This is a genomic window from Rhizobium sp. RHZ01 (assembly GCF_014851595.1).
Classification (GTDB): Bacteria; Pseudomonadota; Alphaproteobacteria; order Rhizobiales; family Rhizobiaceae; genus Rhizobium; species Rhizobium altiplani.
In genome coordinates this window covers 120564-135809 of sequence record NZ_JACUZZ010000013.1, presented here as the reverse complement: position 1 = coordinate 135809, position 15246 = coordinate 120564, and the positions used below count along the sequence as shown (strand labels likewise).

Annotated in this window: 18 protein-coding genes; 4 read left to right on the top strand and 14 right to left on the bottom strand. The window is 61.3% G+C overall.

All coding sequences use genetic code 11. The features are described 5' to 3' along the window. Nucleotides 1-157: 157 nt before the first annotated feature. A complete protein-coding gene (locus IB248_RS15635; RefSeq protein ID WP_169682838.1) occupies nucleotides 158-1168 on the top strand; it encodes a DUF2336 domain-containing protein in 1011 nt (336 codons plus the stop codon). Between the two features lie 6 nt (nucleotides 1169-1174). On the opposite strand, the gene IB248_RS15630 is transcribed toward IB248_RS15635, so the two are convergent. From IB248_RS15630 to IB248_RS15620, 3 genes are read right to left on the bottom strand one after another with little or no spacing between them, the layout of a single operon-like run. Then, a complete protein-coding gene (locus tag IB248_RS15630; RefSeq protein WP_026372176.1) occupies nucleotides 1175-1531 on the bottom strand; it encodes a DUF1491 family protein in 357 nt (118 codons plus the stop codon). A gap of 53 nt (nucleotides 1532-1584) precedes the next feature. Beyond that, nucleotides 1585-2517: a peptidoglycan-binding domain-containing protein gene (locus IB248_RS15625; RefSeq protein ID WP_169682840.1), complete on the bottom strand. Its 933-nt coding sequence runs from the start codon at nucleotides 2515-2517 to the stop codon at nucleotides 1585-1587. Continuing rightward, entirely contained in the window at nucleotides 2489-4021 is a 1533-nt protein-coding gene (locus IB248_RS15620) for a HAMP domain-containing sensor histidine kinase (protein WP_192241191.1), read from the bottom strand. The genes IB248_RS15625 and IB248_RS15620 overlap by 29 nt, the downstream gene beginning before the upstream one ends. A 460-nt stretch (nucleotides 4022-4481) precedes the next feature. On the opposite strand from IB248_RS15620, the gene IB248_RS15615 reads away from it, so the two are divergent. Continuing rightward, nucleotides 4482-4976: a DUF5330 domain-containing protein gene (locus IB248_RS15615; RefSeq protein ID WP_112824466.1), complete on the top strand. Its 495-nt coding sequence runs from the start codon at nucleotides 4482-4484 to the stop codon at nucleotides 4974-4976. 203 nt (nucleotides 4977-5179) lie between these two features. Next, complete coding sequence (locus IB248_RS15610) at nucleotides 5180-5602, top strand: SufE family protein (protein ID WP_113471206.1); 423 nt, start codon at nucleotides 5180-5182, stop codon at nucleotides 5600-5602. A 223-nt stretch (nucleotides 5603-5825) separates the two neighbouring features. On the opposite strand, the gene IB248_RS15605 is transcribed toward IB248_RS15610, so the two are convergent. From IB248_RS15605 to IB248_RS15570, 8 genes are all read right to left on the bottom strand, one after another. Continuing rightward, nucleotides 5826-6257, bottom strand: coding sequence for a MucR family transcriptional regulator (locus IB248_RS15605; protein WP_018859452.1), 432 nt, complete (start codon nucleotides 6255-6257; stop codon nucleotides 5826-5828). A 441-nt stretch (nucleotides 6258-6698) separates the two neighbouring features. Then, the gene (gene mnhG / locus IB248_RS15600) at nucleotides 6699-7031 is read right to left on the bottom strand and encodes a monovalent cation/H(+) antiporter subunit G (protein ID WP_192241190.1); all 333 of its coding nucleotides are present in this window, start codon (nucleotides 7029-7031) and stop codon (nucleotides 6699-6701) included. Continuing rightward, entirely contained in the window at nucleotides 7028-7405 is a 378-nt protein-coding gene (locus tag IB248_RS15595; RefSeq protein WP_192241189.1) for a cation:proton antiporter, read from the bottom strand. Before IB248_RS15595 ends, mnhG begins: the two co-directional genes overlap by 4 nt. Continuing rightward, nucleotides 7402-7875, bottom strand: coding sequence for a Na+/H+ antiporter subunit E (locus IB248_RS15590; RefSeq protein ID WP_025661036.1), 474 nt, complete (start codon nucleotides 7873-7875; stop codon nucleotides 7402-7404). Before IB248_RS15590 ends, IB248_RS15595 begins: the two co-directional genes overlap by 4 nt. Next, nucleotides 7872-9428 carry a Na+/H+ antiporter subunit D gene (locus IB248_RS15585; RefSeq protein WP_192241188.1) on the bottom strand — a complete coding sequence of 519 codons (1557 nt, stop codon included), beginning with the start codon at nucleotides 9426-9428 and terminating at the stop codon, nucleotides 7872-7874. Before IB248_RS15585 ends, IB248_RS15590 begins: the two co-directional genes overlap by 4 nt. Further along, nucleotides 9429-9806: a Na+/H+ antiporter subunit C gene (locus IB248_RS15580; RefSeq protein WP_192241187.1), complete on the bottom strand. Its 378-nt coding sequence runs from the start codon at nucleotides 9804-9806 to the stop codon at nucleotides 9429-9431. Then, complete coding sequence (locus IB248_RS15575) at nucleotides 9806-10225, bottom strand: Na(+)/H(+) antiporter subunit B (RefSeq protein ID WP_018859458.1); 420 nt, start codon at nucleotides 10223-10225, stop codon at nucleotides 9806-9808. The genes IB248_RS15580 and IB248_RS15575 overlap by 1 nt, the downstream gene beginning before the upstream one ends. Further along, nucleotides 10222-12600: a putative monovalent cation/H+ antiporter subunit A gene (locus tag IB248_RS15570; RefSeq protein WP_192241186.1), complete on the bottom strand. Its 2379-nt coding sequence runs from the start codon at nucleotides 12598-12600 to the stop codon at nucleotides 10222-10224. The genes IB248_RS15575 and IB248_RS15570 overlap by 4 nt, the downstream gene beginning before the upstream one ends. Nucleotides 12601-12986: 386 nt before the next feature. On the opposite strand from IB248_RS15570, the gene msrB reads away from it, so the two are divergent. Continuing rightward, nucleotides 12987-13397, top strand: coding sequence for a peptide-methionine (R)-S-oxide reductase MsrB (gene msrB / locus IB248_RS15565; protein WP_018116550.1), 411 nt, complete (start codon nucleotides 12987-12989; stop codon nucleotides 13395-13397). Nucleotides 13398-13416: 19 nt separating this feature from the next. Here the strand turns inward: msrB and IB248_RS15560 are convergent, their stop codons facing one another. From IB248_RS15560 to IB248_RS15550, 3 genes are all read right to left on the bottom strand, one after another. Next, entirely contained in the window at nucleotides 13417-13917 is a 501-nt protein-coding gene (locus IB248_RS15560; protein WP_018116551.1) for a hypothetical protein, read from the bottom strand. Next, nucleotides 13914-14420, bottom strand: coding sequence for a GNAT family N-acetyltransferase (locus IB248_RS15555; protein WP_192241185.1), 507 nt, complete (start codon nucleotides 14418-14420; stop codon nucleotides 13914-13916). The genes IB248_RS15560 and IB248_RS15555 overlap by 4 nt, the downstream gene beginning before the upstream one ends. A 138-nt stretch (nucleotides 14421-14558) precedes the next feature. After that, nucleotides 14559-15227: a hemolysin III family protein gene (locus IB248_RS15550; protein WP_018859461.1), complete on the bottom strand. Its 669-nt coding sequence runs from the start codon at nucleotides 15225-15227 to the stop codon at nucleotides 14559-14561. Between the last annotated feature and the right edge of the window lie 19 nt (nucleotides 15228-15246).

Genomic DNA, 15246 nt, shown 5'->3' with positions numbered 1-15246 from the left:
GTCATACGGTGAAGCCTTTCGGTACAAATTGAATAAAGTCTTTAGCAAGCGTTAACCCTGCCCATGTAGGATTTGTTCATAACCTATGTGGGGTAAGGGGCGTCCCTTCACGTCCAGTCCTGCGACATCCCTTTTTGCGTTTCCAGGGTGTGTTCTTGTGCGTGACCGGTTCCGAGACCTAGAGGCCCCATCCGCCAGCCGGAAGAAGGACGTGGTTCTCATGGCGACCGTCAGCAGCTTCGAGGGATTGCAGCCGCCAACCCGCTCCGAACTGCGCCAATTCGCCGAACTCTTCACGCCGCTGTTCCAGGCCTCCTCTCTCGAGGCAAAGCGTCAGGCCGTGGCAGCCCTTTCCCAATGCCCGCAGATTCCACCCGCCGTCGCGCTTTTCGTCGGCTGCCAGTCGATCGACATTGCAGCGCCGTTCCTCACCTCCTCGCCGGCGATCGACGACGAGACCTTGATCACCATTGCGCGCACCCAGGGCAGCGCACACATGAAGGCGATCGTCAGCCGGGATGCGCTTTCCCCGCGGGTCATCGACGCGCTGGTCGGCCTGCGTCAGGCGGAACAGCGGCTGGCAGCTCCGGCTGAGGTCGAAACCGGCATCGTACCATCCGAACCGCCGGTTCCGGCTTCCCTCGAGGAAGCCGAGGCTGCAGCGCGCCGCGCGAGTGAAGAGGAGATACGCAATAGAATCAGGGAGTTGGCACGTCATGTCAGCCGCCCGGAAGGCGATCGCCTCGGGCTGCGTAACCTGTCGCCGATCCAGGCCGCACTCCTGGTCCGCTTTGCCCGCAATCGCGAAGCGGCGCTCTTTGCAAAGGCGCTTGCCAGCGGGCTTTCGGCAAGCCGCTGGCTTGCAGAGCGCATTATGCTCGATATCTCCGGTCAGCAACTGGCGACCACGCTCATCAGTCTCGGCCTGGACTTCCGCGACGCCGTCTTTGTGCTCGAAAAGCTCTACCCGCACCTCGCGGAACCGCAGCATGGCGTCACGCGCGCATGGATGGTGCTGGACAGTCTCGATCTGGAAGAGTGCAACGCCCGCGTCGACGCCTGGCGCCGCGCCGACAGCTATACCTACCTGCCCGAAAAAACAGAAACGGCGCAAGCCACCCATGAGGAACCGCCCGCCCAGGACAGGCGCATCATCCGTACACGCTGACTTTGACTAGAGCGGGTTCTCGCGCCCGTCGCCAAGCGGAACGATATCCCCGAGCTCATCGGCTTCAAGCTCGACGATCCAGAGGTCCGGGTCGAACTTCCGCTCACGCTCGAGCATTTCCCTGACCCGATCAGGCTCTTCGCGCGTCAGCCGTTGCTCGAATAGGCGCTCCCCGCTCGTCTCGTCGTCGAAGAGGCTTTGCGGCGCTGGGCCGTAGAGCGTCTCAAGACCATCGCGGAAGTGCTGGCGAATGAAGATGGCGCCCGCCTCGTCGGCACCCTTTGCCTCGACAGCGGCAAAGTCACCTTTGGCAAAAACCCGGCGCAGCAGGGCGGAGACGAAAATATCGGTGCGTAATCTCATCGGCGAGCTATAGCAGACAAACGGCAAGCGGCAATGCTTGGCATTGCCGGGCTTCAGAGCGCGCCGATCTCCTTGAGCTTCTTCAAGACCACTTCGCTCGGCTCGCCATTCTCGGGAAGGTTGTAGTGCTTCTGGAAGTGGCGAATGGCGGTGCGGGTCTGTTCTCCCGGCACACCGTCAACGCCGACATTGGCGTAGGCCATGTTGCTGAGGCCCTTCTGGATCTTCAGGACGAGATCCACAGTCGACAACTCCGCGGATGGTGCGGCTTTCTTTGCAAGTGTCGGCGCGGTCTTCACACTCTTTTCGGCGCTGCGGATGGCGGCGGCGACAGGATCCTCGGCGGATGCCTTCGAGGTGATGTCTTCGCGCGGCTTTTCCAGCGGGATCGCCGAGGGGCCGACCGAGTCGGTTCTGAGCGCTGCCAGCACATCTGGCGTTGCGTCGCCCGTCTGCGGCATGCCCACGGTTTCTTCGAAGAAGAGGATCGCCGCACTGGTGCGCGGGCCGATGACCCCATCCGGAGTGCCGTTGTAAAGGCCACGCCGGACCAGTTCGGTCTGGATGTCCATGACGATCTGGCTCGGCTGCTGCCCGCCGGGAGCGACTGGCGGCGTCGCATTGGTCTGCGTGACGTCGGCCTCGTCCTGCCGCTGGATCTTGAAGGTGGTGACATTCCCGCTTTGCTCCTCGATGACCGGGCGACCGCCGAGCACGTTCGGAAAGAGCGGATCGCGGGTGCGCAGGAACGGGTGCGGATGCGCCCCTGGCTGATACCAGAGCGCGTTTGCGGCGACGAAGCTGAAGATGACAAGGAAGGCTGCCGTACCGCCGGCAACCGACGGGTTGCGGCCGATCACGCCGCCGAGCACGCTTGCGCCCTGCAGCCCGATACCGCCGACCATGGTTGCCCCTGTGAGAAGGAGGCTCGGCCGTTTCTGTCGGCCTCTCCGTCCCTTAGGCGATTTTCGCTTGCTCGCGGCCATCGAAAAGCCCCTCTTCCAAAACGCCCGCTAGCGCCGGCACAGCCTTCAGTCGCGGCGGAAACTCGACAAGATCGTTGCGGGCAGTACCCACAGCCGGAATGCCAGAGCCATCCGCTGCAATGGAAATCGTAATGATCGTACCGGCGCCCGGCGTGCTGGCGATTGCGAAGTCGCCGCCATGCAGCGCCACCAAGCCCTTCACCAACGACAGGCCGAGTCCCGTTCCCTCGAATCGGCGGCTATAGTCGTTCTGGATCTGGACAAAAGGTTGGCCGAGCGTTTCCAGCTTGTCGCCGGGAATGCCGATGCCGGTGTCGCTCACGCAGAGGTTCAGAACGCCGTCGCGCATCGACGCGTCGATCGAGATCGCACCGCCCGCATCGGTGAATTTCACGGCATTGCCAACCAGATTGATCAGGATCTGCTGGATCGCGCGCTGATCGGCCACGACCTCGTCGAGACCGCGCTGCACTCGGCTTGTCAGCGATACACCCTTGGACTTCGCCTGCAGCGCCAGCATGGCCTCGCAGGAACGAACGACGGATGCAATGTCGAAGGGTTCGAGGCAAAGCTCGTAGCGCCCCGCTTCGATCTTGCTCATGTCGAGCATGGTGTTGACGACGGAGAGCAGGTGCGCGCCGGATTCCCTGACAAGGCCGACATATTCCCGCTGGCGGTCGTTTTCGAGCTTGCCGAAATACTCGCCGAGCAGGATGTCGGAGAAGCCGAGGATGGCGTTGAGCGGCGTGCGCAATTCGTGGCTGACCGCGGCAAGGAACCGCGATTTTGCATCGTTTGCCGAGCGGGCGTCGGCGGCGCGGTTCTGCGCCTCCTGCCGTAACTGCTGCTCCACCGAGACATCGCGTAGCTGGGCAATCACGCTGAAGAGCGTGCCGTCGCCGTCCTGCCGCGCGGTCATATCCATACGCAGGTAGGCAAACTGCCTGTTGTCACGCGAAACCGAAGGGCGCTCCAGCCGCAGATCGACCGCGGCAGTCGCCTCACCCTGGCGAAGCTGATCCAGCGCCTGCAGGAAAAGGATGCGGTCAGAGACATGTATCTGATCGACAAAGCCCTTGCCGATCGGATCACGCATCCAGGCGAGATATTCGCGCTTGTCACGACCGCCGACGGCAGTGACGTTGCCCTGCGGATCCAGGAAGAAGGCGAGACCGGCGGTTGCTTCCATGAAAAAGTCTTCGGCGACAGGCGCGGCAATCGGCGCTGTTGCCGAACCCTGACGCGACAGGGCAATGCTGCCCACCGCAGAAAACAGGAAGGCCGCGCAGACGGTTGCGACACCGACGGGTAGCGCAATGGCAGGACTGGTCACAGAAGAGAGCCCAACGGGGACCGCGACGAGAGCCGCCGACGAAAGCAGCGCCAAGCGGCGCAGGATCATCAATTCACGCTGGCGCACCGCTGTGCCCCCTCCTGTCCGGGAGAGCCAGCTTTCCACCGCCCGGTCCACGAGGGCTGCCGCCCGCTCTGCGATCTTACTCATTACACGCACGCAATACCCGCCCAAAAAAGGCTTTTTACCAGGGCCGACAATAGGCCTTGGGCGCTTAAGGAAAGGATAAGGGAAAAGCCGCCTCCACACCGCAGAAGAGCGAAATGTCCCGTTTTTGGACATATGGAAGCGGCTTTGTTTTTTACGGTTAACGGGCGGTAAGCGACGGATTTCGCTCACATTTCAGCTTGCTGTTAACCTTTGTGGCAGCTCTGCCGCAAGGTTTGCCTGCAATTACAGGAGGAGGCCGATGACATGCTTAACAGTGGTCGCTACAATTTGACCGAAATGCGGTGCAAATCCCGTTCATTAAAATTCGAACTAAATTTGAGGCAAATGCCGACGAGTTTTGAAAACTGGCATTCGCAACTCTGCTCTAAGGTCAAAGCACACCGGAAGACCGGACCGATTCGGCGGTAAGACCGAACGGGAAAACAGGATGGCAACGACGATGTGGTTTCTGATCAAAGGATCATTCTGGTTCGGGCTTGTGCTCGTGTTGCTGTCGTTCTTCAGCGGCGAGAGCTCGACCAGCTCGCAGCCGACATTGCAGTTTTCCGACGCCTTTGTCGCGGCGACAGGCGCCTATGACTACGTGACAGGCATGTGCGGCGAGAAGCCGGAGGTCTGCGTCAAGGGTGCGGAGACCATGGCCGCGCTCGGCCACCGGGCCCGCGAAGGCGCCCGTGTCGCCTATGAGCTGCTGGACAGCCGTTTCGGTGACGACAACGCCGCCAAGCCTGCTGTCGCACCCAATGCGCCGATCGCTCCCGTCGCGGCACTTGCGCCCTCCCATGCCGAGGCTCAGGCCGAGGCACAGGAGCGCACCGCAGCGCTGAACCAGCCGATGCCCTATCGCCCGCCGGTTGACGACGGCGATGAAAGCCTTTCCGACACCGTGACGACGGGCACCATTCCGCTGCCGACGCCGCGTCCGGCCACCTGAGAATTCCGCGGGATTTCCCGCAACCAAGCTTGCACCGGCGATCCGCAAGCCGCGGAATGTCCCATGCCTGACGTGCCTGCCCTGTTTATTTCCAGCTTTTGCTGCGCCGCGAGGATGCCCATCCTCCGCGGCGTTTCTTTTTAATGGTTCAAATCTGGCCGTGTTTCACCTATATGAAACCTGATAACGAAAGGCCACAATACATGACGTCCCTCGAGCAGATCATTGACGACTTCTCCTTCCTCGACGACTGGGAAGATCGCTATCGCTATGTGATCGAGCTCGGAAAGGCGCTTCCGGACCTTCCCGACGACAAGAAGACATCGGCCAACAAGGTGATGGGCTGCGCCAGCCAGGTCTGGCTCGTAACGCACACCGCGGGGGATCCAGACAATCCCGTCATGACCTTCGAGGGCGACTCCGACGCGCATATCGTGCGCGGGCTCGTGGCCATCGTTCTTGCAACCTATTCCGGCAAGACGGCATCGGATATCGCGGCCCTCGACGCCTTCGACGTATTCTCGAAGATCGGCCTCGTCGAGCATCTCTCCTCGCAGCGCGCCAACGGCCTGCGCTCGATGGTCAACCGCATCCGCGAGGAAGCCCGCGTACGCGCGGTGGCCTAAGCAACCACCCGCCTCATCACGAATAGAGTTCGGGCCTGTAGCCCTGCGCACCCCAATGCTCCACGCGCGATCGGCGCGCGGGCGCCGGCGGATTGTAATGCCGGGAGAGCGCCATCAGGGCCGTGCGCAGCATCAGTTTGGCCGCTTCCCCCTTTCTTCCCCGGCCAAAAACACAAAAGCCGGGCTTCCGCCCGGCTCTACAGGATCAAATCCTTGGCAACGATCAGCCGCGTCCGCGCTTGCGACGCTGGCCGAGCCCCATTTCCTTTGCGAGGCGCGAGCGCGCTTCGGCATAGGCCGGCGCTACCATCGGGTAGTCGACGGGGAGCTCCCATTTCTCGCGGTATTCTTCCGGCGAGAGATTGTGGTGGGTCATCAGGTGACGCTTGAGCGACTTGAAGTTGCCGCCGCACTCCAGGCATGTGATCTGTTCATCCTGAACGGATTTACGCACCGATACAGCCGGCTTCTGCTTCTCGACAACCGCCGTTGCAGCTTGCGGCGTCGACGTATTGCTAAGTGCCGAATGCACGTCAGAAATCAGGTTAGCGAGATCGCCAACCGGGACCACGTGGTTGCTGACATAGGCGGCAACAATATCTGCGGTGAGCTCGACCAGCAACTCCGGCCCGCTACCGGCTGCAGTATCCGTCATAATACGTTTCTCCTGTTTCAATGCTCCAAAGGTCTAAGCCTCGTCAGCCAAGACCGTCATCGTAGAGCCAACAGCAAAAAACCCAGGCTACGGCAACCTGTTTCGAAAAACTGAAATCCACCCCTAGATTCCTGAGGCCGAAACCCGTTCTTATACTGCCCGATTTCGAATTAGTACGCTACCACGCAGCTTACTTCCTCAATTAAACACTGAAATCCAAAGCCAACGAGGAAATAAGCAACGTGATTCTAATTCAATATCAGAACTCTACTTGATCACCAATTATCACCGTTTTACGAAAACGCCAATTATTATTTCATATATATCTACCGAAAAATGTCTATTTCGCAAGAATTGCCTGCCATAAACCCAAACATTAACCATTAAGAAATCTGCAAAAGGGTGCAAAAATCAACTTAAAATACTGAATCGGAAGCGCTCTCATCTTTTGGCGAGGTCATCGCGCACCGATTGGGGGCCGAGGCGATATCCAGACTGGTGCGCGGCCTTGGCAAGGAGGTGCGCCGCGACCGGCGCCGTCAGCAGGAAGAAGACGAAACCGGCGAGCGCCCGCGCAAAGACCGAAACCTCGCCCGCGGCGACACCGGCGGCAAAAAGCAGCATGCCGGAACCGACCGTTCCAGCCTTGGAAGCGGCGTGCATGCGCGTGTAGAGATCCGGCAACCGCACGACGCCGAGTGCGGCAACGAGCGCAAACAACGAACCGACCAGCAAAAGGAAAGCGACGACGAGCGCTATCGCATAGTCTATCATTTCTTGCCCTTCCTGCCATTCTTGTCGCTGCGTTTGGCCGCGACTTTGGGCTTTTTCGGGGCACGCGCCTTTTTTTCGCTGTGCCGTTCCGCGACAGGAGCGCGCGACATCACGAAACGCGCGAAGGCGACCGTTGCCAGAAAGGCGACGAGTCCCAGCGAAATGGCGATGTCGATATAGAGGCTGAAGCCCGTCTTGACCGCCAATACGGCGATGAAGCCGATTGCCGTGCCTGACAGTGTATCGAGCGCCAGGATCCTGTCGGGCGGCGTCGGCCCGACGAGGACCCGCCATCCCGCCAGGAGAAAGGCAATCCCAAGGATGACCAGGGCAACCGCGGCGGCCGTGGACATGATGGCAAGCGGGGAGATCATCGAAATGCCTCCATGATCCGGCGCTCGAAACCGTTGGCGATATCGCGCTTGGTCGCCTCGGGATCGGCGCAATCCAGCGCATGCACGTAAAGCGTCTTGCGATCGTCGGAGACATCGACCGACAGTGTGCCCGGCGTCAGGGTGATCATGTTGGCTAGAAGCGTGATCTCGAAATCGCGGTCGACGGTCAGCGGAAAGGCGAAGATGCCGGGTTGCAGCCGCATGTTGGGCGTCAGCACCGTGACGGCGACCTTCCAGGCCGAGATCGCCAACTCCTTGAGAAACAGAAGGGCAAGCCGCACGATCGCGAAGGACCGGCGAAGATATCCCCGGCTGCCATAGGGTTCGCGGATGATGGACAAGCACAGGGCGCCGATCGCAAAGCCGAAGAGGAGGTTGTGCGGCGACGCGCTGCCGGTAACGGTCGCCCAGGCAATGGCGAGCAGCACGTTCAGCAGCAGGGCGATCATGGCATCCCTCCATCCGGGAAGACCGACTGCAGATAAGCTGTCGGATCGATGAGGCCGGTCGCCGCAGCCTGTGCCATGTCCAGCAGCTGTTCGGGCAGGATGCCGAAAGCAACGACAAGAGCTGTCAGGATGAAAAGCGGCAGCCCCGCCTGCCAGCTGATTGACACTGCCGCCTGCGGTGCCGTTGCCGGTCGCCAGTAGGCGAGCAGGAAGACGCGTCCGAATACGACCGTCAGCAGGAAGCCGCCGATCAGGATCGCGGCGGCCAGCCACCAGGCGCCGACGTCGATCGATGCTCTGACCAAAATCACCTTCGGCCAGAAGCCGGAAAAGGGCGGCAACCCACACGCGGCGACGAAGAGGATGAAAGAGAACGCGGCAAAACCGCCGCTCTTGCGATAGAGGCCGCCGAGCGCGGTCAGCGAGAAACCGCCGGCAAGGGCGGCAGCCTGCCCGGCGAGAAGATAGAGCGCCGTCATCAGCACCATCGAATGCAGCGCGTAGAAGATCGCGCCGGACAGGCCGCCGGGCGTGCCTAGCGCTATGCCGACCAGCATGTTGCCGATGCCCGAGATCACGACATAGCCGAGGAGCTTGCGGATATCGTCCTGCGCCAGCGCCCCAAGCGCGCCGACGACGATGGTCGCTGCCCCCACCGCCGCAATCAGAAGGCTCAATTGTTCGCGCTCGATCGGCAGCAGCATGACCATGACGCGAATGAGGGCGTAGACGCCGACCTTGGTCAGCAGACCGGCAAACAGTGCCGACACGACGATGCGCGGCGTATGATAGGAGGCCGGCAGCCAGAAATTGACAGGAAAGGCAGCGGCCTTCATGGCAAAGGCCAGCAGCAAGAGGGCGGACAGGGTCATCAGCGGCGCGGTGTCGCGCACACTCTCCACCTTGCCAGCGATATCGGCCATGTTGAGCGTGCCGAAGACAGCGTAGACGATGCCGACCGAGATCAGGAACAGCGTCGTGCCGATCAGGTTCAGCACCGCATATTTCATGGCCCCGTCGATCTGCCCGCGCTCGGAGCCGAGGATCAACATCCCGAAGGACGAAATGAGAAGCACCTCGAACCAGACATAGAGGTTGAAGACGTCGCCTGTCAGGAACGCGCCGGAAACGCCTGCCATCAGAAGCAAAAGGAAGGGAAAGAAACCGTATCGGCGGCCGCTTTCGGTGACGTCCTTCAACGCATAAAGGCCGCCGGCGAGCGCTGCGATGGCAGCGGTCAGGGCCATCATCGCGCCGAAGAGATCGACGGTGAAGGCGATGCCGAACGGCGGAAGCCAGCGCCCCATGACCATGGTCAGCGGGCCATGCGCCACCACCTTCGCCAACAGCGCGGCATCCAGCAGGACCAGACCGGCAAGGCCCGGAATGGCGACCTGCGCCTGCAGTCGCAGCGAGCCGCGCATCATCAAGAGCACGGCGCCGAGCGTGATGCAGAGCGCCACGGGTGCGATGACGAGCCAGTTGGCGAGCGGCACAGACGCCGTGACCATCGCAGCCGAGAGATCGGTGATCGTGCTTACCGGAGCCGCCATCTAGTACCCCATCGGCGGCAGCGGTGGATCGACGGGCTCGGCGACACGCATTTCGTCGGTGTTGTCGGTGCCGATGTCCTGATAGGCGCGATAGGTCAGCACCAGCAGGAAGGCGAGGAAGGAAAAGGAGATGACGATCGCCGTCAGGATCAGCGCCTGCGGCAGCGGATTGGCGGCGCCGTTAGGGAGCGTATCGAGGTTTGCCGCGATGATCGGCGGCACCTCGCGCGTCAAACGTCCTGCGGTAAGCAGCAACAGGTTCACCGCGTTGCCGAGGACGGCGATCCCGAGCATGATCCGGATCGAGAATTTCGACAGCATCAGATAGATCGCGGCGGCGAAGAACAGGCCGACGAGGATCGCAAACAGCGGCTCCATCACTCGATCTCCCTTTCCTCAAGCGCCAGCGCGATCGAGGTGATGGCACCGACGACCACCAGGTAGACCCCGATATCGAAGAGCATGACGGTCGAGAGCGGCACCTCGACACTGGCTATCTCAGGATAGATCCACAGCCCGGTCATGAACGGCACGGCAAAGACGACCGACAGCAGACCGGCGGAGCAGGACATCAACAGTCCGGCCCCTGATATCGCCAGGGGATGGAAGACGATGGCGCGGCGCACGGCGCCGACGCCGCGGGCAATGCCGAAGATCGCCAGCGCCGAGGCGGCAATCAACCCGCCGATGAAGCCGCCGCCCGGCTCGTTGTGGCCGCGCAGGAGCACAAAGACGGAAAAGAGCAGCATCAGAGCCGTCAACACCGGCGTGATCGTGCGGAAGATCAGTGTGTTCATGGGCGCTCGATCCCCAGATCCTCAGGCGCGTCAGGATCGTTTTCGGCAAGCTTGCGCTCGGTCTGCGCGCGGATTCGAATGAGGGCGAGGATCGCAAGGCCGGTGATGGCGACGACCGCGATCTCACCCAGCGTGTCGGTGCCGCGGAAATCGACGATGATGACGTTCACGACGTTGGCGCCGTGCGCGATGGTCTTTGAGTAAGTGTTGAAGAACTCCGTCAGCGCATTGTTGAACGGCCCCTGCGTGGCCTTCATCAGAAGCAGCGCGAAGCCAGAGCCGCAGGCGATCGCGATGCAGCCGTCGAATATCTTCTGGCTGAGCGGCCGCCGATCGGTCGGCGACAATTGAAGGCGGGTCATGACAAGCGCCAGGATGACGACCGACAGGGTCTCCACCATGAACTGCGTGAAGGACAGGTCGGGCGCGCCGAACAGCAGGAATATGATGGCGACGGAGAAGCCCTGGATGCCGAGCGAGACGATCGCCGTCAGCCGGTCGCGCGCGATGACAACGCTCAACAGACCAAGAACGGCGAGCAGGAAGATCGCCCATTCGTGGACCTGGACCTGCCGTGGCCAGACAGGCAGCATCGGCATTTCGCCATAGAGCCAGAGGGGGACGAGCAGGATTGCGGCAAGGCAGAGGAAGGTGCAGGTGATGTAGAGTTCAAGTCGCCCCGGCTGGACGAACCGCGTTACGCGCATCGATAATCTAATCAGACCTACGATGAAGTAATCGAAGCCACGATCCGGTCCGGGTCCTAGCTTGCACAGTACCGTCGCCATGGCCAGACGCGCCTGGTCTATCCGCCAATAAACGAGCGTGCCGAGCGCGATCGTAAGACCAGACAGAAGCAGCGGCACGCCGACATGCGGGATAAGGGAAATCTCGATCACGCTCGCCGATCCACGGATGGCGGATGCCGTTGGAGACGAGATGTAATGGTGCGCCGTTGCGGAGAAAACCGCAGTCATCAGGCCCAATAGCGCCAGCAAGACAGGACCGACCCAAAGCAATGGCGGTGCCTCGTGTGGGTGCTTGGGCGTTGCACGGACCGGCCCGAGAAACGGCTTCAGCGCCACGGCGAAGCCAATCGCGAACATCAACGCGTTGCCCGCGACCGCAACCATTGTGAAGACGATCGATCGTGGGTCCGCATGTGCCAGCGCGGCGTAAATCTCTTCCTTGGCGAGGAATCCGAAGAACGGCGGCAGACCGCCCATGGAAATAGCCGCGGCGAGTGCTGCCGCAAAGGTCAGCGGCATCGCCGCTTTCAAGCCGCGCAGACTGGTGATGTCGCGCGTGCCGGTCTCATGGTCGATGATGCCCGCAACCATGAACAGCGCACCCTTGAAGAGCGAATGCGCCATGAGGTAGAGCGCCGCGGCCTCGGTGGCATAGGGCGCGCCGAAGCCGGTCAACAGCACGAGCAGGCCAAGCGAGGAAACGGTCGTATAGGCGAGTTGCAGCTTGAGATCGGTCTGGCGGATCGCAAGCAGCGTGCCGACGATCAGCGTCACGCCACCGAAGAGCGGCAGCAAGGTCTCCCAGGCCGGTGTCCCGCCGATGACGGGATTGAGGCGCATCAGGAGATAGACGCCCGCCTTCACCATCGTTGCCGAATGCAGGTAGGCCGAGACCGGCGTCGGCGCCTCCATCGCGTTCGGCAGCCAGAAGTGAAACGGAAACTGCGCCGATTTGGTAAAGGCGCCACAGAGGATGAGGATCAGGATCGCCAGATAATATGGATTGCCACGCAGCAGATCGCCGGATTGCAGCAGCGTCGACAAATCAGTCGCGTTTGTCGTGCTCCAGATCAGGAGCAGGCCCGCCAGCAGCAGCAGGCCGCCACCGCCGGTAACGACGAGCGCCTGCAGGGCGGCGCGACGCGCTGCCTCGCGCTCGTGGTCGAACCCGATCAAGAGGAAGGAGGTAATCGACGTCAGTTCCCAGAAGATGAAGAGCATCAGCAGGCTGTCCGAGACGACGAGGCCGAGCATGGCGCCCATGAACAGGAAAATAAAGGAGAAGAAGCGCCCCTGATCCAGATGCCCCTTCAGGTATCCGCCCGAATAGAGGACGATCAGCGTGCCGATCCCGGTAATCAGCAGCGCGAAGGTCAGCGAAAGACCGTCGAGCAGCCAGGAAAAGCGGAGGTCGAAGCTCGGCACCCAGGCATAGCCGCCTGTTATCACCTCGCCGCCCGCTATGACCGGCAGCAGGCTGGCGAAGTGCGCAAAGGCCAAAAGCGGCGCAAGCGCCAAGAGCCAAGCGGCGTTCGCCCCAAGGACGCGAACGAGAAAGGGAGCGAGAACTGCGCCGAGAAGTGGCAGACACAAGGCCGCAAATGTCAAAGCCGTGACACCGGCCATGTGCCCTCCTCTGCTGGCAGTGCTTCGTGGAGCCGGCGAAAGCCGGAAGTCCGTCAGGTTTACGAGAACAGGAGCGCGGTCACAAGTCTTGTTCGACCGGGAGCAACCGGCAGCGGCAGGATACTCACAGGGAACGGATCATCTCGGGTCGGTCAGCCCCTTGCAGTATCTTCGAAGCGTCTATTGAAGCGATAGTCACAGACTCTGTCCAGGGCGCCTCAAACCTCCGGGGCGATCGGTTTATCGACGAAATATCAACGGCATCGCCGTTTTCGCCGGAACGGGATGACGCTTTGACGAGCTCGGCATCCCTTGATCCATGCGACCTTTCGCACCACATTGCTGTCGAAAATCAAAGCTGCCCCCCGGCGCGAAAGGAACAAGCCATGGCCGATACGACAATCGCCAAAGTTCACAAGACCGACGCGGAGTGGAAGGAACAGCTGACTCCCGAGCAATACCGGATCACCCGCCAGCATGGCACCGAGCGTGCCTTTACCGGCCCCTATTGGGATTCGTTCGAAACCGGGCTCTATCGTTGCGTCGGCTGCAATGCACCGCTGTTCCGCTCAGACACGAAGTTTGATGCCGGTTGCGGATGGCCGAGCTATTTCGAAGCTGTCTCACCCGACGCGGTGACCGAACTCCGCGATACGACCTACGGCATGGTCCGCACGGAGATCCGCTGCGGCACTTGCGATGCCCATCTGGGGCATGTCTTCCCCGATGGTCCGCCGCCGACCGGCCTGCGCTACTGCATCAACGGCCACGCGATGGTGTTCGAGCCGGAGAAATAAAAGCTCGCGTCCGAGCTGCTTAGAAGCGTTCGACGACCGCCTGGACGCTTTCATCCAGCGACAAGCGGGACGTATCCAATATCGCGCATTTCTTTGCCACGGCCTCGCGGCGGAGGAAGGATGCCCAGATCATCATTTCGGTGTTGGCAAGCTCTGGCTGCCGGCGTTCGACCGCCAGGCGATGCGTTCGTGTTTCGTCATCGCAGTCGGCCAGCAGCGGCAAATAGGCAATGCCTGTTGCTGTTGCCGCTTCTTCTAGAAATGCAAGGCGCATCTGGCCTTCGAGCAACTGATTTCGGCCGGAGTGCTGTGCCTCCGCGAGGCTCTCAAACCACTTGAAGGTCATGGCCCGCTGCCATCCGGCTGGCGAGCCGTAGTCCGCCGCCATCCGCGAGAGCGGGGGAACGCCGATGTCATCGAAATGGTAGACGTCGATTTCACCAGCGAACCGAGCGGCGATCGCCTTGGAAATCGCCGTCTTGCCCGATCCGGAAGCGCCAGTGAGAACGATGAGGCTCACTTCGTGACCCTAAGCTCCATGCAAGTCAGATCGAGCCAGCGGCCGAACTTCGTGCCGACCTCCGAGAAGGTGCCGGCAACGCGGAAACCAAGCTTTTCGTGCAGTTTGATGGACGCAGCGTTTGCCGCCTCGATGCCGGCGATCATCACGTGGATGTTGGCCTCGGCCGCACGCTCGATCAGCGCCCGCATCAGCAATTCGCCGATCCCCGCGCCGCGGCAATCCTTGTCGACATAGACTGAGTGTTCGACCGTGTGGCGGTAGCCGTCGAAGGCTCGCCAGTTACCATAGGAGGCATAGCCTGTGACCTTGCCATCCTTCTCCGCAACGATGACCGGGAAGCCCTTTGCCTTGCGGGCCTTGAACCACTCGATGCGGTTGTCGAGATCAACCAGCGTTTCGTTCCAGATGGCGGTCGTATGCTCGACAGCGTGATTATAAATATCGCGGATTGCCGGGAGGTCGGCTTCGGTGGCATCGCGCACGAGAACGGCGTGGTTCATATCAAGTCCAATTTCAGTTCGGTTCCGGCAAGCGGCATACGCCCGGCATTCAGCGTTGTAAACCAACGAAATGACGGGACGAAAGCGATCATTCGCGATAGCAGAGAATTGATCGAAATGGACACGCAGGCCGGCTGATCAGACCCCGGAGCCTGCCATGCTGAAGCAGGTGAGCACCGCCGAGTAGTGCACGGCCGCCGCGGCGACCACGAAGCCGTGCCAGATGGCGTTCTGGAAGCGCAGCTTCTCCCAGACGTGGAAGATGACACCGAGGGAATAGATGATCCCGCCGATGAGGATCAGGAGCATCGATACAAAGGGGATGCGCTCCGCCACCGGCCCGGCCACGAAGATGCCGCTCCACCCCATGCCGAGGTAGAGAAGGATGGCAACCTTGTCGAAGCGGCCTGGAAGGGCGCACTTCAGGAAGATGCCGAGCCCCGCGATCGCCCAGATGCCGATGAGCATCCCGAACAGCAGCGGACTGTCGGCGCCACGCTCCAGGAAGGGTGTGTAGGTGGCGGCGATCAGGATGAAAATCGAGGAATGATCGAGCCGGCGAAGGAACCACTTCGTCCGCGAAACCGGCCAGGCGTTATAGGAGAAGGAGATGCCGATCGTCAGCACGAGGCCTACGCTGTAGATCCATGCCGCCGCGAGTTCGCCATTGGAACTCCAGAGAGTGGCGTAAAAGATCAGAACGGTCGCGCCGATGAGCGCGAAAGCAAGCCCAATGCCATGGACGACCCCATCGGCGATCAGCTCATATTTGTCGTAAGCCCAGCGGATGCCGTTGAACTCTGTCATGCCGGGAAACCCCTCACCT